Raw genomic sequence first — 23128 nt, 5'->3', positions numbered from 1 at the left:
ATTCGCCTCCTGTAGGAGCTGCCGCGGGCTGCGATCTGTTGATCTTTCTTTCAAAAAATCAAAGACAACAGATCGCAGCCTGCGGCAGCTCCTACAGGGGTTGGGTTTACAGGTTGCGGGAGATGACCATGCGCTGAATGTCGCTGGTGCCTTCGTAGATCTGGCAGACGCGCACGTCGCGGTAGATACGTTCCAGCGGGAAGTCGTTGAGGTAACCGTAACCGCCGAGGGTTTGCAACGCCATCGAACAGACCTTCTCAGCCATCTCAGAGGCGAACAGCTTGGCCATCGACGCCTCGACCAGCGCCGGTTGGCCGCTGTCACGCAGCGCTGCGGCGTAGTGGACCATTTGCCGGGCAACGGCAATCTGCGTGGCCATGTCGGCGAGACGGAAGGCCACGGCCTGATGCTCGATGATCGGTTTGCCGAAGGTGTCGCGCTCACGGGCATAATCACGCGCGGCTTCGAACGCGGCGCGGGCCATGCCCACCGATTGCGAAGCGATGCCGACGCGACCGCCTTCAAGGTTGGCCAAGGCGATCTTGTAGCCCTCACCCTCCTCGCCCAAACGGTTGGCCAGCGGCACTTGCACATCTTCGAAGAGGATCTGGCAGGTATCGGAGGCGTGCTGGCCGAGCTTGTCTTCGACCCGTGCGACTTTGTAGCCCGGTGAGTCGGTCGGCACGATGAATGCGCTGATGCCGCGCTTGCCGGCACCGGGATCGGTTACCGCAAAGACGATGACGATCCCGGCGTTTTGCCCGGAGGTGATGAACTGTTTGCAGCCGTTCAACACGTAGTGATCGCCTTCGAGGCGTGCGCGGGTTTTCAGGCTGCTGGCGTCGGAGCCGGCTTGCGGTTCAGTCAGTGCAAACGCACCGAGCATGGCGCCGCTGGCCAGCGGTTTGAGGAAGCGTTCACGCTGGTCGTCGTTGCCGAACTTGAGGATCGGCACGCAGCCGACCGAGTTGTGCACGCTCATGATCGTCGAGCAGGCGCCATCGCCAGCGGCGATTTCTTCCAGGGCCATGGCGTAGGCCAGATAGCCGGTGTCGCAACCGCCCCACTGTTCCGGCACGAGCATGCCGAAGAAGCCCAGCTCGGCCATCTCTCCGATGGCTTCCTTGGGAAAACGGTGCTCGCGATCCCACTCGGCGGCGAACGGTTTGAGGCGCTCCTCGGCGAACTGCCGGGCCATGTCACGGATCTGGGTTTGGTCTTCGTTGGGAATCATGCTGAGTCCTTAAATCCGGTTTACCACAATCCCCTGTAGGAGCTGCCGAGTGCAACGAGGCTGCGATCTTTTGATCTTAAAAAGCAAAGTCAAAGGATCGCAGCCTGCGGCAGCTCCTACAGGGGTGGTGTGTTTAGTAGAGGCATTCCACGGCCATGGCCGTGGCTTCGCCGCCGCCGATGCAGATCGCGGCGATGCCGCGTTTGAGCTGGCGCTGGCGCAGCGCCGAAAGCAACGTCACCAGAATCCGCGCACCGGAAGCACCGATCGGATGGCCCAGCGCACAAGCGCCACCATGCACATTGAGCTTGTCGTGGGGGATTTCCAGATGGGTCATCGCGGCCATGCCGACCACAGCGAACGCTTCATTGACCTCGAACAGATCGACGTCACCCAGCGACCAACCGGTTTTCTTGATCAGCTTCTTGATCGCACCAATCGGCGCCACCGGAAACAGGCCCGGGGTATCAGCGAACGCCGCATGGCCATGAATAACAGCCAACGGTTTCAACCCCAGTTTCTGTGCCTGCGACTGACGCATCAGCACCAACGCCGCCGCCCCGTCAGAAATCGAACTGGAGTTCGCTGCCGTCACCGTGCCGCCTTCGCGGAATGCTGGTTTCAGCGAGGCAATCTTGTCCAGCTTGGCTTTCGGCGGCTGCTCGTCGTGGCTGATCAGCACCTGCTCTTTGCCAACGGTTACGGTCAGCGGGACGATTTCGTCCTTGAAGCTACCGTCCTTGATCGCCTGCTGCGCGCGGGTGGTCGAGGCGATGGCGAAGGCATCCTGAGCTTCGCGGCTGAAATGATTGATCTCGGCGCAATCCTCAGCGAAGGTGCCCATCAAGCGGCCCTTGTCGTAGGCGTCTTCGAGGCCATCGAGGAACATCGAATCGAGCACCCGGCCGTGGCCCATGCGGTAACCGGCGCGGGCGCGATCGAGCAGATACGGCGAGTTGGACATGCTTTCCATGCCGCCGGCAATCACCACATCGGCACTGCCAGCGATCAACATGTCATGAGCGAGAATCGTGGTTTCCATGCCCGAACCACACATCTTGTTGACGGTGGTGCAACGGGTCGATTTATCCAGCCCGGCGCCCAATGCAGCCTGACGCGCCGGTGCCTGACCGAGCCCCGCCGGCAACACGCAACCGAACAACACTTCATCAACCGCGTCGCTGGCAACACCGGCGCGTTCCACCGCAGCCTTGATCGCGGCAGCACCGAGTTGCGGTGCGCTGAGGCTTTTCAGTTCGCCCTGAAAACCGCCCATTGGCGTGCGCACGGCGCTGACGATAACAATCGGATCGTTGGAAATAGTCATGACAAATCCTCCTTACTTGGCGGCCATGCGCAAGGCACCGTCGAGACGGATCACCTCGCCGTTGAGCATGCTGTTTTCGATGATATGCCGAACCAGTGCAGCGTACTCGGCAGGCTTGCCCAAGCGCGGCGGGAACGGCACGCCGGCCGCCAGCGAGTCGCGCACTTCCGGGGTCATGCCCGCCATCATCGGGGTTTCGAAAATGCCCGGGGCGATGGTCATCACACGGATACCGAAGCGCGCCAGTTCGCGCGCGGCGGGCAAGGTCAGGCTGGCGATGGCGCCTTTGGAGGCAGCGTAAGCCGCCTGACCGATCTGGCCGTCGAACGCCGCCACCGAAGCGGTGTTGATGATCACGCCGCGCTCGCCATCAGCATTGGCTTCGGACTCGGCAATCGCTGCAGCAGCCAGACGTAGCATGTTGAAGCTGCCGATCAGGTTGACGTTGATCACCTGGGCAAAACTACTCAGCGCATGCGGGCCGTTCTTGCCGAGGATCTTCTCGCCACGAACGATGCCGGCGCAGTTGACCAGGCCATTGAGGCTGCCAAACGCTGAAACCGTTGCCTGCACGGCGGCTTCGGCAGCGGCTTCGTTACTGATGTCGGCCACCACGCTGTGCGCGCCGAGACGCTGAGCCTGCGCGGCGACGGCTTCGGCGTTCATGTCCACCAGCATGACTTTGGCGCCAGCATTCACCAGCAATTCAGCGGTGGCGGCACCGAGGCCGGAGGCGCCGCCGGTGACGATAAAAACCTTGTTCTCGATCTGCATGACTGTAATTCCTGATTCAAGCTGAAACGTTATGCGCCGCGGCCTCTTGAGCCTTGGCGATTTCCTGGTTGCGCAAGATAAAGCGCTGCAATTTGCCACTCGGGGTTTTGGGCAATTCGCTGACAAATTCGATTTCACGCGGGTACGAATGCGCGGCCAGACGCTTGCGCACGTATTGACGAAGTTCTTCGGCCAGCTCCGGCGCCGCGCGGTATTGCGCACTGAGCACGACAAAGGCTTTGACCAGTTCCGTGCGCTCCGGGTCCGGTTTGCCGACGACCGCCGCTTCGACTACCGCCGGGTGTTCGATCAGCGCGCTTTCCACGTCGAACGGGCCGACCCGGTAGCCGGAAGTGGTGATCACGTCATCGCTGCGACCGACGAAGCTGATGCTGCCGTCCGGGTTCCATTCCACGGTGTCGCCGCTCAAGTAGTAATCGCCGACGAAGGCTTTGGTTGGCGCGCCTTGGTAGCCGCCGAACCAGCACATGGGCGATTGCGCGCGGTCGATGGCGAGGATGCCCGGCTGGCCGACGCCGAGTTCGTTGTAATGCTCATCGAGCACAACAATGCGATGCCCCGGCGAGGTGAAACCGGCGGCACCGATGTGTACCGGGTGTTCGAGGCCGTGGTGGTTGCACAGCACCATGCCCAGTTCGGTCTGGCCGTAGTGATCATGAATGACCACGCCGAGGTTGTCCGCGAACCAGCGGATCACTTCCGGGTTCAACGGTTCGCCGGCGCTGCTGACAATGCGCAGCTTGCCCTTGATTGCCTTGGCAAACTCATCACCGCCAGCGATCAGCAGGCGATACGCCGTCGGCGAACCGGTGAGGTTGGTGATGCCGTACTTGTTGATCACCCGGCAGGTGCTTTCGAGGGTGAACGGGCCATCGTAGAAGGTGATCGGGTGGCCCATCGACAACGGACCGGTAACGCCGAAATAAATGCCATAAGCCCAACCCGGATCGGCGACGTTCCAGAACGCATCTTCCGGGCGCAGATCGACGGCATCGCGGGTGTAGCTCTGAAAGGCGACGATGGCTTTGAGTGGTACCGACAGCGCTTTCGATGGGCCAGTGGTGCCCGAGGTGAACATCAGCAGGAACGGATCTTCGCCGGTCAGCAGCACCGGTTCGCAGACGTTGGAATAATTGGCCAGTTCGGCCCAGAAACTGAAATCGCCACGGACGATGCCCTGGCCTTTGGCGCCGCCGACGGTGACGAGGGTCGGGCAATCGGCGACGTCGGCGAGTTTCGGCCGGTTGACCGCATCGGTGACCACGACTTTGGCGCCGGAGCTGTTCAGCCGATGTTCAAGAGCCTTGGGGCCGAATGCGGTGAACAGCGGCTGATAGACCGCGCCGATGCGCCAGGTGGCGAGCACGGTGATGAGCAATTCGATGTTGCGCGGCAGCAGGCCGGCGACCTTGTCACCCTTCTGCACGCCTTGGGCGAGGAGGAAGTTGGCGAAACGCGCGGCTTTGTCCTGCAGGTCGCTGAAGGTGTATGTCGCACTGGCGCTGTCGCGGCCTTCCCAGAACAACGCGATACGCCCCGGCAACGCGTGACGGTCACAGCATTCGACGCAGGCGTTGAGTGCCTCAAGCGAACCGCTGAGCGCGGCTTCCACGGTGTGCTGATAGTTGAACTGTGTGGTGGCAGACAAGTAATCGCGCATTGCCAGAATCCCTCTGTGTTTTTATTAGGCTGGGAAGCGTAAACAACAGAGGGATAGTCGCGCTGTACGGGGCTTGGAGCAATGGTCAAAGCCATCAAAGTGGCTGACTGGTTTGGCCAAGACAGCTCAACATCGCCCCCCTGTAGGAGCTGCCGAAGGCTGCGATCTTTTGACGTTGACCTTTTTAAAACAAGATCAAAAGATCGCAGCCTTCGGCAGCTCCTACAGAGGAATGCCTTCCAAATGTAGGAGTGAGCCTGCTCGCGATAGGGCCGGGTCAGACAACTTCGTTGAGAATCAGCGTCCGGTAGTGGCCCGGATTCGATCCCGACCACTTGCGAAACGCCTTGTAAAACGAACTGGCATCGGCAAAACCCAAACGGCTGGCAATCTCGACAAAACTGATCGAAGGCTCCGCCAGCCAGACAATCGCCAATTCCTTGCGCACACTGTCCTTGAGGCCTTGATAGGTCTGCCCTTCCTCCGCCAGACGTCGGCGCAAGGTCGAGGCCGACATGCACAGTTGCTGCGCCAGGGCCTCGGTTTCCGGCCACTGCTCAGCCGGCAACTGCCGCAGATCCTGCTTGATCCGACTGGCCAGACTTTGCGGGTCGCGGTACTTGACCAGAATGTTGGCCGGCGCATGGGCCAGAAAGCGTTTCAGCTCTTCGGCAGAACGCTTGATCGGCAGATCCAGGCAATCCGCCGAGAAAATCATCCGCGTACGCGGCCGGTCGAAACGCAGGTTTTCCGAGAACATCACCCGGTAGTCATCGGTGAAGTCCGGCGCCTGGCAGCGCAGCTCAATCGCCAGAATCGGAATGCGTCGCCCGGCCAGCCAGCAGGCAACGCCGTGGACGATCATCCAATAAGTGAAATAGCTGAAGGCACGACGCGGCTCAAGGTCTTCTTCCAGTAGAACAATCTCGGCCAGACTTTGCTGGTGCACCAACTGCGCCGGCATGCGCTCCAGCATCAACGACAGAAAACCCAGGCCGCTGCTCAAACCCGCCGCCAGTGTCGGCTGCGCCATCGCGCTGCGGCAGAGGTATTCCAGGCTGCCAGACCTGAGCTTGCGCGGGTCCATGCCGAAAAACTCGTCATCGCCACGCCGCGCGAGCAAACGCCAGAGCTTGGCGTACTGCGAGGCCGGCACCCGACCGTTGTCGGTTTGCAGCAGCGCCGGATCGATCCCGATCTTGTTCAGGACTTCGTCCGTGGCCACGCCCGGGGCACAACTTTGCAGCAGCGCTTCACGCACCAGTTGAACGGCGATGGTGTCTTTTTCCGACATGGAACGCGGTGAACCTTGTTGTTTTTGAGTGGCCCGCATCTTACCGCATCCAACGCAAAACCCGTGTAGGAGCTGCCGAAGGCTGCGATCTTTTGATTTTAAAAACCAAGATCAAAAGATCGCAGCCTTCGGCAGCTCCTACAAAGTTCCGGTGTCACCTGTATGAGAATGGTTGTTCTTCAACTTGTTCAGCTTTCGTTCAGGTTCATATCAATGAATGTCATGTGAGAATGGTTGTCATTATGTTACAACTTGTAACCTCTACGAATGACTTACTGGACACCGAATGCTCGTTCCTTTTCTGATCATGCTGCGCGAAGGCATCGAAGCCGCGCTGATCGTTGGCATCATCGCCAGCTACCTCCAGCAAACCGGCCGTGGCCAGTGGATGCCTGCCGTGTGGATTGGCGTATTCCTTGCGGCTGCCCTGGCGCTGTTGGTCGGCGGTGGCCTGGAACTGGTCAGCGCCGAATTTCCGCAGAAGCAGCAGGAGCTGTTCGAAGGCGTGGTCGGGCTGGTGGCCGTGGGCATTCTCAGTTCCATGGTGTTCTGGATGCGCAAAGTCGCGCGTTCGATCAAACACTCGCTGCAAGCCTCGCTGGATCACGCGCTGACTGCTTCAAAACATCAGGTCATCGCGCTGATCGCCATGGTCTTCTTCGCTGTCGCCCGCGAAGGCCTGGAAACGGTGTTCTTCCTGCTCGCCGTGTTCCAGCAAAGCGAAGGCCCGGGCGCGCCGATCGGTGCCCTGCTCGGCCTGATTCTGGCAATCATCGTCGGTTTCCTGATCTACAGCGGCAGCATGCGCCTCAATCTTTCCGCCTTCTTCAAGTGGACCGGGCTGTTCATTCTGGTGGTGGCTGCGGGGATTCTCGCCAACTCGGTGCAGGCGCTGCATGAAGCCGGGCTGTGGAATCACCTGCAAACCGTACTCTTCGATTTCAGCGCGACGCTGCCGATGGACGGCCCGTTGGGTTCGGTGTTGGCCGGCATGTTCGGTTACCAGGACACGCCGACCGTCAGCACCCTCGGCGCGTATCTGCTCTATCTGGTGGTGGCGCTGGTGATGTTTTTCTATCCCGCCGCGCCGGCTGCTCCGCTCCCAAATACCAAAGCCGCCGCCAAATCGTCTTCAGCTTCCAGCCAATAAGGGCCTCCATGTCAAAGCCTAATACTCCTCAGGCCTCCCCTCCCCGCGCCTTGCGCTGGGCGGTGGCCGGTTCGGTGGTCATCATGATCGCCGCCGGAGGCCTGTTCTGGTACGCCTCGAAAATGGCTGCGGCCAAGCGTCAGCACAATCACGATGAAGTTGTGGTGAATATCCATCCGGGCAGTTGCGAGCCGAATGCGCTGACGGTGCCGGCCGGTCGCGCCAGTTTCCGCATCGTCAACCGCTCCGAGCGCGCGGTGGAATGGGAAATCCTCGACGGCGTGCTGGTCGTCGAAGAACGCGAAAACATCGCCCCCGGCCTGAGTCAGGTGATCAACGCCAACCTGCAGCCCGGCGACTATGCGATCACCTGTGGCTTGCTCAGCAACCCGCGCGGCACTCTGCACGTCACAGCGACGGCGGCGTCTGATGCCGCTGCCAAAGCCAAACCGTCGATGGTCGCTTTCGTCGGCCCGCTGTCGGAATTTCGCGTGTACCTGGCCAGCCAGAGCAGCGCACTGATCAAAGCCGTGACCGCACTCGATGAGGCAATTGCCAGCGGCGACCTGAGCCAGGCGCAGGCCCTTTACCTGCCAGCCCGTGCGGCTTATCAGCGTCTGGCTCCGGCGGCGCAACGTCTCGCCGAGCTCGACAACAACATCAACGCCCGCGCCGATTACTTCGAAAAGCGCGAGCAGGATCCGGCCTTCGTCGGTTTCCACCGCATCGAATATGCGTTGTTCCAGCAACGCAAACTCGATGACCTGGCCGTCGTTTCCCTGCGCCTGCTGGGCGACGTCACCACGCTCAAGCAGCAATTGCTCGCCCAGACCCTGCCGCCAGAGCAACTGGTCAATATCGTCGTGCGCAACCTCAACACGCTGGCCGACGTGCGCGCCGCCAGCGGTGAAGAGGAACGCTACAGCCACAGCGACCTCAACGGTTTCGCCGCCAATGCGCAAACCGCGCACAAAGTCGTCGATCTGCTGCGGCCGATGCTGAGCAAATCGGCCGCCGAGCTGCTGCCAAAAATCGATCAGGCACTGGCCGACTTCGACACAGAACTCAACAGCTACAAGATCAAGGACGGCTACGCCAGCTACGACTCCGTCAGCGGCGAACAACGCAAGCAGATCGCCGACAAGGCCCAGGCTCTGGCCGACGCACTTGATGGCATTGATCCCGCCCTCGGCCTCTCCGGCCTGTAAGCAGAAGACGAGTACCGATGAACGATTCAGAACCACTCAACCTGCAACGTCGCCGTGTCCTGATGGGCATGGGCGCCGCCGGTGTCGCTCTCGCAGGTTCAGCGCTGAGCTGCCCGGCGATGGCTGCTGCGCCCGCGCAAGTCACTGAAGCACCGAGCAGCGACAAGACCGAAGATCGCCACGACTTCCACGGCACGCACCAGACCGGCATCGTCACCCCGCGCCCGGCCTCGGGCATGCTGGTTTCATTCGACGTGCTGGCCAGCGATCGCGAAGACCTCGAGCGGCTGTTCCGCACCCTCAACGAACGCATCGCCTTCCTGATGAAGGGCGGCCCGGTTGCGCAGATCGATCCGAAACTGCCGCCGCCGGACTCCGGCATCCTCGGCCCGAACGTGACGCCGGACAACCTGACCATCACCGTTTCCGTCGGCGAATCGCTGTTCGACGAGCGGTTCGGCCTAGCCGACGCCAAGCCCAAGCGCCTGATCCGCATGGTCGGTTTCCCCAACGATGCGCTGGAAGCCGATTGCTGCCATGGCGACCTGAGTTTGCAGTTCTGCTCGAACACCACCGACACCAATATTCACGCCCTGCGCGACATCGTCAAAAACCTCCCTGACCTGCTGCTGGTGCGCTGGAAGCAGGAAGGCAGCGTGCCGCCGCAAGCCCCGGCGAAACCGGGTGTGCCGGCACAATCGGCGCGTAACTTCCTCGGCTTTCGCGACGGCTCGGCCAACCCGAACTCCAACGACGCGAAAGCCATGGACAGCATCGTCTGGGTGCAACCGGGCAGCGATGAACCGGCCTGGGCTGCTCACGGCAGTTACCAAGCGGTGCGGATCATCCGCAACTTCGTCGAACGCTGGGACCGCACGCCGTTGCAGGAACAGGAAAGCATCATCGGCCGGGTCAAAACCAGCGGCGCGCCGATGGGTGCCCAGCATGAAACCGAAGTCCCGGATTACCACAAAGATCCAGAAGGCAAGCTGACCAAACTCGACGCGCACATTCGTCTGGCCAACCCGCGCACTGCTGCGAGCCAGGCCAACCTGATCCTGCGTCGTCCGTTCAACTATTCGAATGGCGTGAACAAGAACGGCCAACTCGACATGGGGCTGCTGTTCATCTGTTATCAGGCCGATCTGGAAAAAGGCTTCATCACCGTGCAGACCCGCCTCAACGGCGAACCGCTTGAGGAATACCTCAAACCGGTCGGCGGCGGCTACTTCTTCACCCTTCCGGGGGTCACGGGCGACAAGGATTTCATCGGTCGCTCGCTGCTCAACGCCACACAACCGAAAACCGCTGCATAAAAACAACATTCAACACTGGAGCCGCCCCCATGAAAAAGACGCCACTCGCGTTATTGCTGACCCTTGGTTTGCTCAACACCCCGCTGTCGGCATTCGCTGCCACGGCACCGCTGGATCTGGTCGGGCCGGTTTCGGACTACAAGATCTACGTCACCGAACAACTCGATGAACTGGGCAGCCAAACCCAGCAGTTCACCGATGCAGTGAAGAAAGGCGACCTGGCCACCGCGCAAAAGCTCTACGCACCGACCCGCGTTTACTACGAGTCGATCGAGCCGATTGCCGAGCTGTTCAGTGACCTCGATGCGTCCATCGACTCCCGCGTCGACGACCACGAGAAAGGCGTGAAGGCTGACGACTTCACCGGCTTCCACCGCATCGAGTACACCCTGTTTTCGGAAAAAAGCACTCAAGGCCTGAACGAGCTGGCGGACAAGCTCAACAGCGACGTCAAGGACTTGCAGACCCGCGTCGCCGGCCTGACCTTCCCGCCTGAGAAAGTCGTCGGTGGCGCAGCTGCGCTGCTGGAAGAAGTCGCCGCGACCAAGATCTCCGGTGAAGAAGATCGCTACAGCCACACTGACCTGTATGACTTCCAGGGCAACATCGACGGCGCGAAGAAAATCGTCGATCTGTTCCGTCCGCAAATCGAAAAACAGGACAAGGCTTTCGTAGCGAAGGTCGACAAGAACTTTGCCACCGTCGACAAGATTCTGGCCAAGTACAAGACCAAGGATGGCGGGTTCGAGACGTATGACAAGGTCAAGGACAGCGACCGCAAGGCGCTGGTCGGGCCGGTTAATACTTTGGCTGAAGACCTGTCCACGTTGCGTGGCAAACTCGGTCTGAACTGACAGATTTGATTTGTTAGCAGAAAAGATCGCAGCCTTCGGCAGCTCCTACATTGGGCGGTGTATACCCTGTAGGAGCTGCCGGAGGCTGCGATCTTTTGCGTGCAACCGTCAGAGAATCCGGTAGAGCAACCGCTCGATCCGCACTCGGCTCACGCGCTTGAGAAACTTGGCCACCGCGCCCGGGTACTCCGGCAGCGTCTCCAGGTTCTGAAAGCTGTCGATCCGCGTGGTATGGCGGAAAATCTCTTCCAGCTCCTTCGCCCGTGGCGCCAGCCATTCTCCTTTCGGATCATCGATCAGCAAGGCATTTTCCAGATCGAGACGGAACGCCCGGGGATTGAGGTTGTTGCCGGTCAGCAGCGTATAGCGCTGGTCGACCCACATGCCTTTGAGGTGATAGGTGTTGTCGCCATCACGCCACAGGTGCAGGTTCAACTGCCCGCTGTCGATCGTGCGCTGATGCCGCTTGGCAAACCGGCGCAGGCTGATTTCGTAGAGATACGGCAACGCCGCGATCACCTTGAACGGCTCGCTCGGCGGGATGTAGAAGTCGTTGGCGGTCTTGTCGCCGACCACGATGTCGATCTTCACGCCACGAGCCAGCGCGCGGTTGATCTCGCGGATCACCCCCAACGGCAGGTTGAAATATGGCGTGCAGATGGTCAGCTGCTTTTGCGCGCTGGCGATCAGTTCGATAATCGCGCGGTTCAGCGGGTTGTTCTTGCCGACACCCAGCAACGGCGTAACCGACAAGCCATCTCTGGCGGTGCTGCCAGTGGCCGTGTCGTAGGTCGCGTATTTGAGGCGACTGCGCAGATCACCGATGTCATTGCGCAGGCTGCGCGTGGTCGGCAGGTTCGGCAGGTCGAGACGATGCACAGCTTTCGATTCGATCAGGCCATGCTTGACCAGATGATGCATCGAGTCCGCCAGCTCGTGGCTTTGCAGAAGGTGATAACGGTCGAAGCGATACTTGTCGAACTTGTGCAGGTAGACGTTGTTCAGGCTCGCACCGCTGTAGACCACACAATCGTCGATCACGAAGCCTTTCAGGTGCAGGACGCCAAACAGTTCGCGGGTTTGCACCGGGACGCCGTAGACCGGCACTTCGCTCTGGTGCGTGCGGGTCATCTCTTGATACCACGCCGCGTTACCCGGCTGTTTGCCCGCACCGATCAAGCCGCGCTGGGCGCGCAGCCAATCGACGACCACGGCGATTTCCAGCTCGGGGCGCTTGAGCTTGGCAGCGTGCAGGGCATCGAGGATTTCCTGACCGGCTTCGTCTTGCTGCAGATACAGCGCGACGATGTAGATGCGCTGGGTCGCCGTGGCGATTTTCTCCAGCAGGCAACGACGAAACTCGGCGGCGCCGGACAGAATGGTCACGGCCTCGGCGGTCAGCGGAAAGCTGCGCAGTTTGGGCAGCAAGGAACGTTTGAAAAGCAACGGCATAGGGCTCGCAATGGGTCGAATCCGAAGAACCCGAGAGCTTACACCATCACATCCTTCGGGTCTTGTTAGTGCCCGTAAACAGATCAAAAGATCGCAGCCTTCGGCAGCTCCTACACCGGCCAATGCAGGAGCTGCCGAAGGCTGCGATCCTTTGATCGTAAAAAACCATTGCCAAAGAAGAACACTCGTTCTACTGTTGAGCGAATGAACAAATCAACCAACACAGAAACCCGCGACATCATCCTCGACGTCACCGAAAAGTTGATCTACAAAAGTGGCATCGCTGCCACCAGCATGGATCTCCTGGTGAAAACCGCCGGCGTCTCGAGAAAAAGCATTTACCGCTACTTCGCCGACAAGGACGCGCTGACCGTCGCCGCCCTGCAACGCCGCGACGAGCGCTGGATGCACTGGTACAGAAACGCTGTCGATCAGGCCGAAACCCCGGCCGGGCGCCTGCTCAACCTGTTTACCGTACTCAAGAGCTGGTTCGCCTCGGAAGGCTTCCGTGGCTGCGCGTTCATCAACACCAGCGGCGAGACCGGTGATCCACAGAACCCGGTACGGCGGGTCGCCAAAGAACACAAACAGAAGCTGCTCGACTACGTGTGCGAGTTGTGTACCGAACATGGCGCCGAAGATCCGCAACAGTTAGCCAGACAGTTGCTGATTCTGATTGACGGGGCCATTACCGTCGCGCTTGTCATGGGTGATCACAGTGCCGCCGATAATGCGCAATGCATGGCGCGTAAGTTATTGGACCTGTAACGCCTGAATAAGCCGGACTCGTTGTTGAATCGAAAATTTTATCGGGAGATCTGACATGTCTACTGCAGCCCAGGTACGTCCGCCATTGCCGCCCTTCAATCGTGAATCGGCCATCGACAAAGTTCGTTTGGCCGAGGATGGCTGGAACTCCCGCGATCCGGAAAAGGTATCGCTGGCTTACACCCTCGACACAAAATGGCGCAACCGCGCCGAGTTCGCCAACAACCGCGAAGAAGCCAAGGCTTTCCTGACGCGCAAATGGGCAAAAGAGCTGGATTACCGTTTGATCAAGGAGCTTTGGGCGTATTCGGACACGCGCATCGCCGTGCGCTACGCCTATGAATGGCACGACGATTCGGGCAATTGGTTCCGTTCCTATGGCAACGAGAATTGGGAGTTCGATGAGCAGGGCTTGATGTTCCAGCGCTATGCCTGCATCAACGACCTGCCGATCAAAGAGAGCGAACGCAAGTTCCGCTGGCCACTGGGCCGCCGCCCGGATGATCACCCGGGCCTGTCCGACCTCGGCCTATGACCTCACCCCCTGTAGGAGCTGCCGAAGGCTGCGATCTTTTGATCTTAAAAACAACATCAAAAGATCGCAGCCTTCGGCAGCTCCTACAGGGGATGTGTTGCGATCAGGCTACTGCTGCGGTTTTTTCCGATTCAAGCTCGCGCACCAGTGGCAACACGCGCTGGCCGAAGTATTCCACCTCTTCCTGAAAATGCAGAAAGCCCGCCAACACCAGATCCACCCCCACTGCTTTCAGCGCGACAATCCGCTCGGCAATCTGCAACGGTGTACCGATGAGGTTGGTCTTGAAACCATCGTTGTACTGCACCAGATCCTCGAACGTCGATTTCGCCCAGTTACCCTCTCCCTCCGGTGACGCCCTGCCCGCCTGTTTCGCTGCGTCGCCAAAGGCATTCACCGCTTCAGGATCGGCCTGATCGATGATCTGCGCCAGCACTGCCCGCGCCTCTTCCTCGGTGTCGCGAGCAATGACGAACGCGTTGACGCCGATCTTCACCGAATGGTTATTCGCCGCCGCTTTGCCACGAATATCGTCAACCTGCGCCTTGATCCCTTCAACGCTATTGCCGTTGGTGAAATACCAGTCCGAAACCCTTGCGGCCATGTCCCGCGCCGCACGCGAGCTGCCGCCCTGAAAGATTTCCGGACGGCCCAGTGGTTTTGGCTTGAGGGTGTAATTGTCGAAACGGTAGAAGTCGCCGCGAAAGCTGAAGTTGTCCTGACTCCAGACACCGCGCAATGAGCGAATGAACTCCTCGGAACGGCGGTAGCGCTCGTCGTGCTCCAGCCAGTGTTCGCCGATGGCCTGGAACTCACCTTTGAACCAGCCGCTGACGATGTTTACCGCGATGCGCCCGTTGGTAAGTTGATCGATGGTCGCCAGTTGTTTGGCCGCCAGCGCCGGTTGCCACGGGCCGGGCAAAATGGCTGCGATGACTTTCAGTCTGGTCGTGGCGGCCAGCAAGGCATGACTGAACGCAACCGACTCATGCTGGAACTCGGCGCCGTAACCGGCGGTGAAGCGGATCTGCGTCAGCGCGTATTCGAACCCGGCGGCTTCGGCGATCTGTGCGAGTTTGCGGTTGTAGTCGATGCCCCAGTCGGTGCGCTGTTCAATCTTGCTGACCACCAGCCCACCGCTGACGTTCGGCACCCAGTAGGCAAATTTCACGGCTTGCTGACTCATTGGCGTGTCCTCGGGACATTTGGGGGAGATGGGAGTGATAGAGCAGCAAGCGTGCCAAGGCTGGAGTGCCTGATTTTTTTGGGTTTCCCGGCTATCAAGATGTTTTTTTAAGGGGGATTTGTTGGCTGGATGTTGAGTGGGCAACAGTAGGTTTTGCATTGGCTGGGATGCCGCCTTCGCGAGCAAGCCCGCTCCCACAGGGGATTTTTGGTGAATATTGATTTTGTGACCAACCCAAAAACTGTGGGAGCGAGCCTGCTCGCGAAGGCGTCAGACGGGTCGCCGCAAAAGTTGGATACAGGTAACATGACCGCCCTCCCCGCAGCTCCCGTTCTGCGCCCTGCCGAATAAGCCGATTCCATGCCTTTCGAACTCAGCGTTGACCTCACCACCCTGGCCATTCTGGCTATCGTCGCTTTCATTGCCGGTTTCATCGATGCCATCGCCGGCGGTGGCGGTCTGTTGACCACGCCTGCGCTGCTGACCGCCGGCCTGCCACCGCACCTGGTGCTGGGCACCAATAAACTCAGCTCGACGTTCGGCTCGGCCACCGCCAGTTTCACCTTCTACAAACGCAAGCTGTTCCATCCACGCCAATGGGTGCACGCGATTGTCGGCACATTGGTCGGGGCATTGACCGGCGCCATCGTCGCCCATTACCTGCCGGCGGAATGGCTGAACAAGATGCTCCCGGTGATCGTCTTCGCCTGCGGTTTGTATTTGCTGTTCGGCGGTACGCCAAAAGCGCCGCTGGACAGCGACGCACCGATCAAGAAGAAATGGCAATCGACCCAAGGCTTCAGCCTCGGTTTCTATGACGGTGTGGCCGGCCCCGGCACCGGCGCGTTCTGGACAGTGAGCAGCCTTCTGCTCTACCCGATCGATCTGGTCAAGGCCAGCGGCGTGGCGCGCAGCATGAACTTCGTCAGCAACATTGCGGCGCTGTCGGTGTTCGTGTTTTCCGGGCAGGTGGACTGGATCATCGGCCTGAGCATGGGCCTGTCGGTGATGGTCGGCGCGTTCTTTGGCGCGCGCACCGCAATCAGCGGTGGCGCCAAGTTCATTCGCCCGGTGTTCATCACCGTGGTGTTGGGTTTGACCGTGCGCCTAGCCTGGCAACACTGGTTCAGCGTGGCCTAAGCGCCGCGCCACGTAGACGTCGATCAGGTAACGGGCAATCGACTTGGACGCCGGCAACGGCGGCAGGTCGTGCACGTTGAACCACTGGGCGTCTTCGATCTCGTCTTCCTGACAGACAATCTCGCCACCGGCGTATTCGGCATGGAAGCCGAGCATCATCGAGTGCGGGAACGGCCAGCACTGGCTGCCCAGGTACTGAATGTTCTTCACCTCGATCTGCACTTCTTCGCGCACTTCACGAATCAGGCAATCCTCGGCCGATTCGCCCGGCTCGGCAAACCCGGCCAACGTGCTGTAAACCCCGGTGACGAAACGCGGTGAACGCCCCAGCAGAATCTCGTCGCCACGGGTGATCAGCACGATCATGCTCGGCGAAATGCGCGGATAACTGCGCAGGTCGCACGGCTGACAATACATCGCCCGCTCCCGTGGCACTTGCGTCATGGCCTGTCCGCAGTTACCGCAGAAACGATGCTCGCGCGCCCAAGTGCCAATCTGCGCGGCGTAACCGAGCACTTTGTAAATCGTGTGATCACCCTCGAGCATGAATGCCCGCAGACCTTTCCAGTTGCAACCCGGCACCTCGCTGGCACTGCGCAGTTCGAGCAGGTAGACCGGCTCGCCGTCGAGATGGCCAATGCCGTGCTCAGTGAGGACTGACAAGTCCTGCCGCTTGAGCCATTCCCGTGGGAACAGCGCGCCGTTGTCATCGAACAGAAAGCCTTCCGGGCTGCGTGCCACGGCCCAGCCGCCCGGTTGATCGGTGTCGAGTACTGCAGTGGTCCAGCGAGCTGTCATGGTTTTTCAGTCCAGAAATTCGGGTTTCTGTTTGCTCATGTGGGCGGCCATGGCCACGCGCAAATCGGTGGATTGCAGCATGGCGGCGTTCCAGGTGGCAACGTATTCGAGGCCGTCGTCGATGCGATGGTCGCGCATGTAGCTGATCATTTCCTTGGTGCCGGTAATCGCGATCGGCGACTTCGAAGCGATCTCGCGGGCAATGTCGATCACGCCTTCGAGCAACGCATCCTTGTCGCTGTAGACGCGATTGACCAGGCCGATGCTGCGCGCTTCGTCAGCGCCAAAGGTGCGACCGGTATAAGCCAGTTCACGCAGCATGCCGTCCCCGATGATCCGTGGCAACCGTTGCAAAGTGCCAACATCGGCGGCCATGCCGATATCGATTTCCTTGATCGAGAATTGGGCGTCTTCGGCGGCATAACGCATGTCGCAGGCCGCGATCAAATCGATAGCGCCGCCCAGGCAGTAACCCTGAATCGCCGCGAGCACCGGTTTGCGGCAGTTGTCGACGGCGTTGAACGAAGCTTGCAGGGTGAGGATCTTGCGGCGCAGCAGGCGCGCGTTGCGGCCGACGTCCTTGCCCAGTTCATTGGCGACGCCGGCGAGCATCATCAGGTCGATGCCCGAGGAGAAATGTTTGCCGTTGCCGCTGAGCACCACCACGCGCACTTCGTCGGTGTCGTCGATCCACTGGAAAATCTCGACGATCTCGCTCCAGAACGCCGCGTTCATCGAGTTGATCTTTTCCGGGCGATTGATCTGCACATGGGCGATGTTATCGGCCAGTTCGACGCTGAAGGCGGAGTATTGAGTCATGGCAGTGATCCTTTACCGGGCTGAAAATGAGGCCCGAACTATAACAAGGCATCACAGTGGCGGTTCAGCCAAATGCGGGACTATCACACCGCCCCCTGTAGGAGCTGCCGCAGGCTGCGATCTTTTGATCTGGTCTTTTAAGAATCACAATCAAAAGATCGCAGCCTGCGGCAGCTCCTACAGGGGTTTTTGCGTGACGAAGGCGGCGGTTTCGTAGGGCACCGTCACCACATCCCTGCCGCGCAACTGCGGCTCGGACGCGATCAACGCGCGAATCTGCTCATCAACCTTCGCCCGTTGTGCGTCCGGCAGTGCGGCAATGAAACTGGTCGAACGCACTCGATTGAAAATCACGTCCTCCGGTGAGCCGGTATGGCCGTTGTGGAACTGCTGCAATTGCAACGGGCCGAAGCGCGGATGGGGGAACGCCTTGCGCCATTCGCCGGTGTAATAACGCGGCGTATCACCCTCCAGCGCATTGACGATGGCATCGAGTTTCGGCACCCAGCTCACCTGCGTATCACGCAGGTTCCAGATCAGTCCAAGCTTGCCACCGGGCTTGAGCACCCGGGCGATCTCGGTCAACGCCGCCTGACTGGCAAACCAGTGAAACGCCTGAGCGCAAACCACCACATCGACCGACGCGTCCGGCAAGGGCAGATCCGTCGCAGTACCGCTGACGGCCAGCACATCGGGCCATGCCTCGGAGAGTTTCTCAAGCATCTGCGGCACCGGTTCGACAGCAATCACCTGCGCGCCCGTCGCCACGAGTCGGCCGGTGAATTTGCCGGTGCCCGCGCCGAGATCAATCACGGTCTTGTGAGCATCCAGCCCCAACGTCGCGGTCAGCCAGTCGGCGACCTGCGGCGGATAATCCGGCCGTCCTTTGACATAAGTGTCGGCAGCGGTCTTGTAGCCGGCGGCGGAGTGATGGAGCTGTTCGTTCATGGCAGTTTCCCCTTATGGCGAAGCATCGGATCGACGGCGGATGTTCACGAGCATAGCGCTTGAATTTACCGCGACCTTGAACAGTCACTGACAATGCAATGAATAAAAATTCACCCTCGGGTGTTAACCCTATATTGCCCACGAGGATGACCGATGAGCGTTACGACCACTGATATACCCGTCCGTTACGACCGACTGACCATGACCCTGCACTGGCTGACTGCCGCGCTGGTGATCGGCCTGTTTGCCTGCGCGCAGATTTGGGAGCAATTGCCCAAAGGCACGCCGCTGCGCAAAGAGCTGCAGGCATTGCACATCTCCTTTGGCATCTTGCTGGCCGTCATTGTTGTCGGCCGGGTGCTCTGGCGTTTGTTCAAGGGGCGGCGCTTGCCGCCGGCGAACAAGGGCGCACTGAACATTCTGGCGAAAACCGCACACCTGGCGCTGTACGCGCTGCTGTTGAGTCAGATCGTGCTGGGGTTTTTCTTGCGCTGGGCTCAGGCCGAACCTTTCAACTTCTTCGGGCTGTTTGATGTCCCAACCCTGATTGCCTTCGACAAAAGCATGAAGTCGGTGTTTGGCGGCCTGCATGAACAAGTAGCGTGGGCCATCATTATCCTCGCGTCTTTGCACGCGATCGTCGCGCTGGTGCATCACTACGGCCTGCGCGACAACACCTTGCGGCGCATGTTGCCGGGACGTGTTTCCAACTGAAACGACACTTTCACTCTGGAGCCTTGCCCATGACTATCCGTTCCGTTATGTTCGCCGCCCCGCTGCTACTGGCGGCTGCCATGTCCAGTCATTTGGCCTTCGCCAATGGTGACGACGACGAGCCGGTGCAGAAGCCTGAATGCCCGAAAGGCCAGGTCTGGGACAGCAAAACGCAAAAATGCGTCTTGCAGACCAGCAGCCTGTTGCCCGATGCCGACCGCACCGATTACGCCTATCGTCTGGCCAAGGCTGGCCGCTACGAGGAAGCATTGGCGTTGCTCGACACGCTGAAACAACCGAACACCGCCAAGGCGCTGAATTATCGCGGGTACGCCACGCGCAAACTCGGGCGTACCGACGAAGGCATCAGCTATTACCTGCAATCGGTGAAACTCGATCCGCAGTACGCGCAAGTGCGCGAATACCTCGGCGAAGCCTACGTGATCAAAGGCCGCGTCGACCTCGCGCAAGAACAGTTGCAGCAGATCCAGTCGATCTGCGGCACGACGTGCGAGGAATACCAGGACCTGGCGCAAGCCATTAACGACTCATCGAAAACCTGACATCAATAGCGGAGGCCATCATCGTCAGCGATCAGGCATTCAGAGCGGAACTCGGACAGCATCTGGCGCGATTGTGGCGCTACGGCTTGCTGCTGTCGCGCAATCGGCATGTCGCCGAGGATCTGGTGCAGGCGACCTGTGTGCGCGCGCTCGAGCGTTTTGCTCAATACATTGCCGGCACGCGTATGGACCGCTGGCTGCTGAGCATTCTGCATTCGATCTGGCTCAATGAAGTACGCGCGCGGCGTGTGCGTCAGGGCGCGGGCCAAGTCGATGCCGACGGCCAGTTGGCGTTCGATGGCGAATATGCCGCGCAAACCCATGTGCTGGCCGCGCAAGTGATACGCCGCGTCGATGCCCTGCCCGAGACCCAGCGTGAAACCGTGTACCTGGCTTATGTCGAAGGCTTGTCCTACCGCGAAGTCGCCGATGTCCTGCAAGTGCCGATCGGCACGGTGATGAGCCGCCTGGCCACCGCACGCCTGAAACTCGCCGAATACCCGCCGCTGCAAGCGGTGCCGAAAACCACCGAAGGAGACCGGTCATGAACACACCTTCGGATGAACAACTGGTCGCTTACCTGGACAATGAACTCGACCGCGAACAGCGCAGCCAGCTCGACAGTGCGATCGCCGACGATCCGCTGCTCAGCCTGCGTGTGCAATGGCTCAGCCGCAGCAGTCTGCCGTACAAAGCGGCCTACGATGAACTGGCGCAGCAAGCGCCTCTGGAACGCCTGCAGGCTCGGCTCGACGGCATTGCGTCACCGGAACATCCGGGGCTGAGCCGACGCTGGTTTATCGGCGCGGCGGCCGCCACCCTGGTGGCTGGCGGCGTGTTGGCCGATCGACTGTTGCTCGGCTGGCAAGCGCAGCAAGACCACAACTGGCGTGAACTGGTCGGCGACTACATGGCGCTTTATGTCCCGCAGACGCTTGATCATCTGCCGGCAGACGAGGCGAGTCAGCGCGCGCAGTTGCGTACGGTGGACACGCGGTTGGGCCTGAGCCTCGCACCGGCCACGCTGAGGCTGCCCGGCGCCGAGTTCAAGCGCGCGCAAATGCTCGAATACGATGGCGTGCCGATCGCGCAAATAACCTATCTCGATGCCAGGCATGGCCCCATGGCCTTATGCGTCACCCGTTCCAACAGCGGCAGTCAGCCGCTGGCTCACGAACGCCGGCACGCCATGAACGTGGTGTACTGGACCGAACGCGAGCACGCGTGGATGTTGATCGGGCATAACCCGGCGCCGGAGCTAGAGGTTCTGGCCAGGCATTTGATCGAACGACTGAGCGCATGACGGCCGCTGCCACTATTCTGTGCGGGTGATTATCCAAGGAGGACATACCGATGCAGATTTCCCCGCGCAGCGCGCTGCTGGTCATCGACGTGCAGAACGACTTCACCCCCGGCGGGCAGTTGGCCGTACCTGAAGGCGATCAGATCGTCCCGCTGATCAACCGTCTCGCCGGCCTTTTCAAGCAGGTCATCATTGCGCAGGACTGGCACCCTGCCGGGCATGCTTCGTTCGCCTCGAGCCATCCCGGGCGCAAGCCTTACGATGTGATTGAGTTGCCCTACGGCCCGCAGACGCTATGGCCGGATCATTGCGTACGGGCAACACCCGGCGCCGAGTTCCACCCAGAACTCGATCTGCCCCACGCGCAACTGGTAATTCGCAAAGGCTGCAACCCGGACATCGACAGTTATTCGGCGTTTCTCGAAGCCGACCGCACCACGGTCACCGGGCTCGCCGGCTATCTCAAGGAGCGTGGCATCGACACGGTCTATATGGTCGGACTGGCGCTGGATTTCTGCGTGATGTTTTCCGCGCTGGATGCACGCACGGCGGGCTTCAACGCATTTGTCGTGCTGGATGCCTGTCGGGCGATTGATCTGCAGGGCTCGCTGGCAGCCGCGACCGAGCGCATGCAACTGGCCGGGGTCGGCCTGATCCAGTCAAGCGACCTCATCTAACCCATGTAGGAGCTGCCGCAGGCTGCGATCCTTTGATCTTAAAAACAACATCAACGGATCGCAGCCTGCGGCAGCTCCTACAGGGGCTTCAGGGGGTGGGTAGCCATAGCCGGAAGCGGGCGCCGCCCAATGGGGAGGATTCAACGGTCAACGTGCCGCCCTGCGCTTCCAGTGCCCGGCGGCTGATGGCCAGCCCCAGGCCAAACCCACCGGTGGCTCGGTCACGGCTGCGGTCCAGGCGGTAGAACGGCTCGAAAATCCGTTCGCGCTCATCATCCGGGATGCCGATCCCGTCGTCGTCGACCCAGATCTCACACCCTTCGCCATTCACCTGCACGCCAATCTGGATGCGTTTTTCACAATAACGCATGGCATTGCGCAGCAGGTTCTGGATGGCGCGGGCGGTCAGGCGCGGGTCCAGCGAGAAGCGTTCGAGCTGGCCATGCAGCAACACGTCAATGACGATTTCCGGCGACTCCAGTTCCTCATCGACGCTGCCGAGAATGCTGTCGATGAATTCGTCCAGCGAGACTTCAACCTGCTCAGGCAATTGCGCCGGGTTCTGCAAGCGGCTGTAGGATAGCAGCTCAAGCACCAGCTCATCGAGTTCACGAATGTGCGCGACCAGACCCTGCAAGCGCTCGCGGCTGGCGGTCGGCAAGTCGTCAGACAGCGCCAGCGCGAGGCCGAAATCGAGACGCGTCAGCGGTGTACGCAGCTCATGGGAGACAGCGTTAAGAAGGTCGCGCTGCTGATTCAGGAGGTTTTCGATGTCGCCGGCCATGGTATCGAAGACGTTGGCCAGACTGCCGATGTTGGAACTCTGGGCGATTTTTGTGCGTTCGCTCAAATGGCCTTTACCGAAGCGTTCGGCGGTGCCCTTGAGGCGTTCGAGATCGCGCCAGTGCGGGCGCAACCACAGCAGCAGGCACGCCAACAGGCTCGCGCCGATCAGCACGTTGATGCTCCAGTACAACAGATTGACGTCCATCGGGTCCGGCGGCACGACCATTTGCACCGCCATGTCGTCATTCAGCGGCGTCACCGCCAACGTGCGCCAGCCCCAGTCACCGATGCGCACCACGTTCTCGCCACGACGTAGCCGTTGCTGCTCGATCGCGGTGAAGTCGGCGTCGTCGATACGCGCGAGGACGATGTGCAACGGCTGGAAATCCTTGTCCATCGACGCCGCAATCGCCGGCCACTGATCGTGCGGCGCAGCATGGAACTGCTTGGTGATCAGCGATTGCAGGCCGCGCGAATAATCGAGATTGTAGGTGACGAAGCGATCACGAAAGGCCATGACCACCAGGTCCGGTACCAGATAGATCGCCGCGCTGTACGAGATAATCGTCACCAGATACAGGCGAAACAGGATGCGAAACAT

23 protein-coding genes are annotated in these 23128 nt (G+C 60.3%); 12 read left to right on the top strand and 11 right to left on the bottom strand.

The annotated features are described in order from the left end of the window. Positions 1-106: 106 nt before the first annotated feature. From ACIPZE_RS01555 to ACIPZE_RS01535, 5 genes are all read right to left on the bottom strand, one after another. Complete coding sequence (locus ACIPZE_RS01555; protein WP_400770757.1) at positions 107-1234, bottom strand: acyl-CoA dehydrogenase; 1128 nt, start codon at positions 1232-1234, stop codon at positions 107-109. Between the two features lie 133 nt (positions 1235-1367). Further along, entirely contained in the window at positions 1368-2561 is a 1194-nt protein-coding gene (locus tag ACIPZE_RS01550) for an acetyl-CoA C-acyltransferase (RefSeq protein ID WP_400770754.1), read from the bottom strand. A gap of 12 nt (positions 2562-2573) precedes the next feature. Further along, complete coding sequence (locus tag ACIPZE_RS01545; RefSeq protein ID WP_400770751.1) at positions 2574-3335, bottom strand: SDR family NAD(P)-dependent oxidoreductase; 762 nt, start codon at positions 3333-3335, stop codon at positions 2574-2576. A gap of 16 nt (positions 3336-3351) precedes the next feature. Continuing rightward, entirely contained in the window at positions 3352-5016 is a 1665-nt protein-coding gene (locus ACIPZE_RS01540) for an AMP-binding protein (RefSeq protein WP_283436425.1), read from the bottom strand. A 277-nt stretch (positions 5017-5293) separates the two neighbouring features. Further along, positions 5294-6310 carry an AraC family transcriptional regulator gene (locus ACIPZE_RS01535; protein ID WP_400770748.1) on the bottom strand — a complete coding sequence of 339 codons (1017 nt, stop codon included), beginning with the start codon at positions 6308-6310 and terminating at the stop codon, positions 5294-5296. A 286-nt stretch (positions 6311-6596) separates the two neighbouring features. Here ACIPZE_RS01535 and efeU point away from each other — a divergent pair, with 286 nt between their 5' ends. From efeU to efeO (ACIPZE_RS01515), 4 genes are read left to right on the top strand one after another with little or no spacing between them, the layout of a single operon-like run. Then, positions 6597-7460 carry an iron uptake transporter permease EfeU gene (gene efeU, locus ACIPZE_RS01530; protein WP_400770746.1) on the top strand — a complete coding sequence of 288 codons (864 nt, stop codon included), beginning with the start codon at positions 6597-6599 and terminating at the stop codon, positions 7458-7460. 8 nt (positions 7461-7468) lie between these two features. Continuing rightward, a complete protein-coding gene (gene efeO / locus ACIPZE_RS01525) occupies positions 7469-8668 on the top strand; it encodes an iron uptake system protein EfeO (RefSeq protein WP_400770743.1) in 1200 nt (399 codons plus the stop codon). A 17-nt stretch (positions 8669-8685) separates the two neighbouring features. Next, a complete protein-coding gene (efeB, locus tag ACIPZE_RS01520) occupies positions 8686-9984 on the top strand; it encodes an iron uptake transporter deferrochelatase/peroxidase subunit (RefSeq protein ID WP_400770741.1) in 1299 nt (432 codons plus the stop codon). Between the two features lie 29 nt (positions 9985-10013). Further along, on the top strand, positions 10014-10838 hold the full coding sequence (efeO, locus tag ACIPZE_RS01515; protein WP_400770738.1) for an iron uptake system protein EfeO: 825 nt from the start codon (positions 10014-10016) through the stop codon (positions 10836-10838). A gap of 108 nt (positions 10839-10946) precedes the next feature. Here efeO (ACIPZE_RS01515) and pssA read toward each other — a convergent pair whose 3' ends face one another. Continuing rightward, positions 10947-12290: a CDP-diacylglycerol--serine O-phosphatidyltransferase gene (gene pssA / locus ACIPZE_RS01510; RefSeq protein ID WP_400770735.1), complete on the bottom strand. Its 1344-nt coding sequence runs from the start codon at positions 12288-12290 to the stop codon at positions 10947-10949. Positions 12291-12494: 204 nt separating this feature from the next. On the opposite strand from pssA, the gene ACIPZE_RS01505 reads away from it, so the two are divergent. Next, on the top strand, positions 12495-13058 hold the full coding sequence (locus ACIPZE_RS01505; protein ID WP_283436421.1) for a TetR/AcrR family transcriptional regulator: 564 nt from the start codon (positions 12495-12497) through the stop codon (positions 13056-13058). A 55-nt stretch (positions 13059-13113) separates the two neighbouring features. Further along, entirely contained in the window at positions 13114-13593 is a 480-nt protein-coding gene (locus tag ACIPZE_RS01500; RefSeq protein ID WP_400770732.1) for a DUF1348 family protein, read from the top strand. A gap of 103 nt (positions 13594-13696) precedes the next feature. On the opposite strand, the gene sfnG is transcribed toward ACIPZE_RS01500, so the two are convergent. Beyond that, positions 13697-14779, bottom strand: coding sequence for a dimethylsulfone monooxygenase SfnG (gene sfnG / locus ACIPZE_RS01495; protein ID WP_400770730.1), 1083 nt, complete (start codon positions 14777-14779; stop codon positions 13697-13699). Positions 14780-15139: 360 nt separating this feature from the next. On the opposite strand from sfnG, the gene ACIPZE_RS01490 reads away from it, so the two are divergent. Then, a complete protein-coding gene (locus tag ACIPZE_RS01490) occupies positions 15140-15919 on the top strand; it encodes a TSUP family transporter (RefSeq protein ID WP_129393949.1) in 780 nt (259 codons plus the stop codon). Here ACIPZE_RS01490 and nudC read toward each other — a convergent pair. The 3 genes from nudC to ACIPZE_RS01475 all read right to left on the bottom strand — a co-directional run bounded on the left by nudC (position 15887) and on the right by ACIPZE_RS01475 (position 18484). After that, entirely contained in the window at positions 15887-16717 is an 831-nt protein-coding gene (nudC, locus tag ACIPZE_RS01485; protein WP_400770727.1) for an NAD(+) diphosphatase, read from the bottom strand. The genes ACIPZE_RS01490 and nudC overlap by 33 nt on opposite strands. Before the next feature lie 6 nt (positions 16718-16723). Beyond that, positions 16724-17536, bottom strand: coding sequence for a crotonase/enoyl-CoA hydratase family protein (locus tag ACIPZE_RS01480; protein ID WP_283436417.1), 813 nt, complete (start codon positions 17534-17536; stop codon positions 16724-16726). 177 nt (positions 17537-17713) lie between these two features. Continuing rightward, positions 17714-18484 (bottom strand): class I SAM-dependent methyltransferase, encoded by a 771-nt coding sequence (locus tag ACIPZE_RS01475; protein ID WP_283436416.1) that lies wholly within the window; start codon positions 18482-18484, stop codon positions 17714-17716. A 153-nt stretch (positions 18485-18637) separates the two neighbouring features. Here ACIPZE_RS01475 and ACIPZE_RS01470 point away from each other — a divergent pair, with 153 nt between their 5' ends. From ACIPZE_RS01470 to pncA, 5 genes are all read left to right on the top strand, one after another. Continuing rightward, positions 18638-19198, top strand: coding sequence for a cytochrome b (locus ACIPZE_RS01470; protein ID WP_400770725.1), 561 nt, complete (start codon positions 18638-18640; stop codon positions 19196-19198). Between the two features lie 29 nt (positions 19199-19227). Next, a complete protein-coding gene (locus tag ACIPZE_RS01465; RefSeq protein WP_400770723.1) occupies positions 19228-19761 on the top strand; it encodes a tetratricopeptide repeat protein in 534 nt (177 codons plus the stop codon). 62 nt (positions 19762-19823) lie between these two features. Then, on the top strand, positions 19824-20309 hold the full coding sequence (locus ACIPZE_RS01460; protein ID WP_400771027.1) for a sigma-70 family RNA polymerase sigma factor: 486 nt from the start codon (positions 19824-19826) through the stop codon (positions 20307-20309). Further along, the gene (locus ACIPZE_RS01455; protein WP_400770721.1) at positions 20306-21064 is read left to right on the top strand and encodes an anti-sigma factor family protein; all 759 of its coding nucleotides are present in this window, start codon (positions 20306-20308) and stop codon (positions 21062-21064) included. Before ACIPZE_RS01460 ends, ACIPZE_RS01455 begins: the two co-directional genes overlap by 4 nt. Before the next feature lie 50 nt (positions 21065-21114). Then, positions 21115-21741 (top strand): bifunctional nicotinamidase/pyrazinamidase, encoded by a 627-nt coding sequence (pncA, locus tag ACIPZE_RS01450; protein ID WP_283436413.1) that lies wholly within the window; start codon positions 21115-21117, stop codon positions 21739-21741. Between the two features lie 88 nt (positions 21742-21829). Here the strand turns inward: pncA and ACIPZE_RS01445 are convergent, their stop codons facing one another. Continuing rightward, on the bottom strand, positions 21830-23128 hold the full coding sequence (locus tag ACIPZE_RS01445; protein ID WP_283436412.1) for an ATP-binding protein: 1299 nt from the start codon (positions 23126-23128) through the stop codon (positions 21830-21832).

Source organism: Pseudomonas sp. NPDC089741 (assembly GCF_044748825.1).
Lineage (GTDB): Bacteria > Pseudomonadota > Gammaproteobacteria > Pseudomonadales > Pseudomonadaceae > Aquipseudomonas > Aquipseudomonas helmanticensis.
Note: the sequence above shows the minus strand (reverse complement) of the source record. Positions and strands in the feature narration are given on the sequence as shown.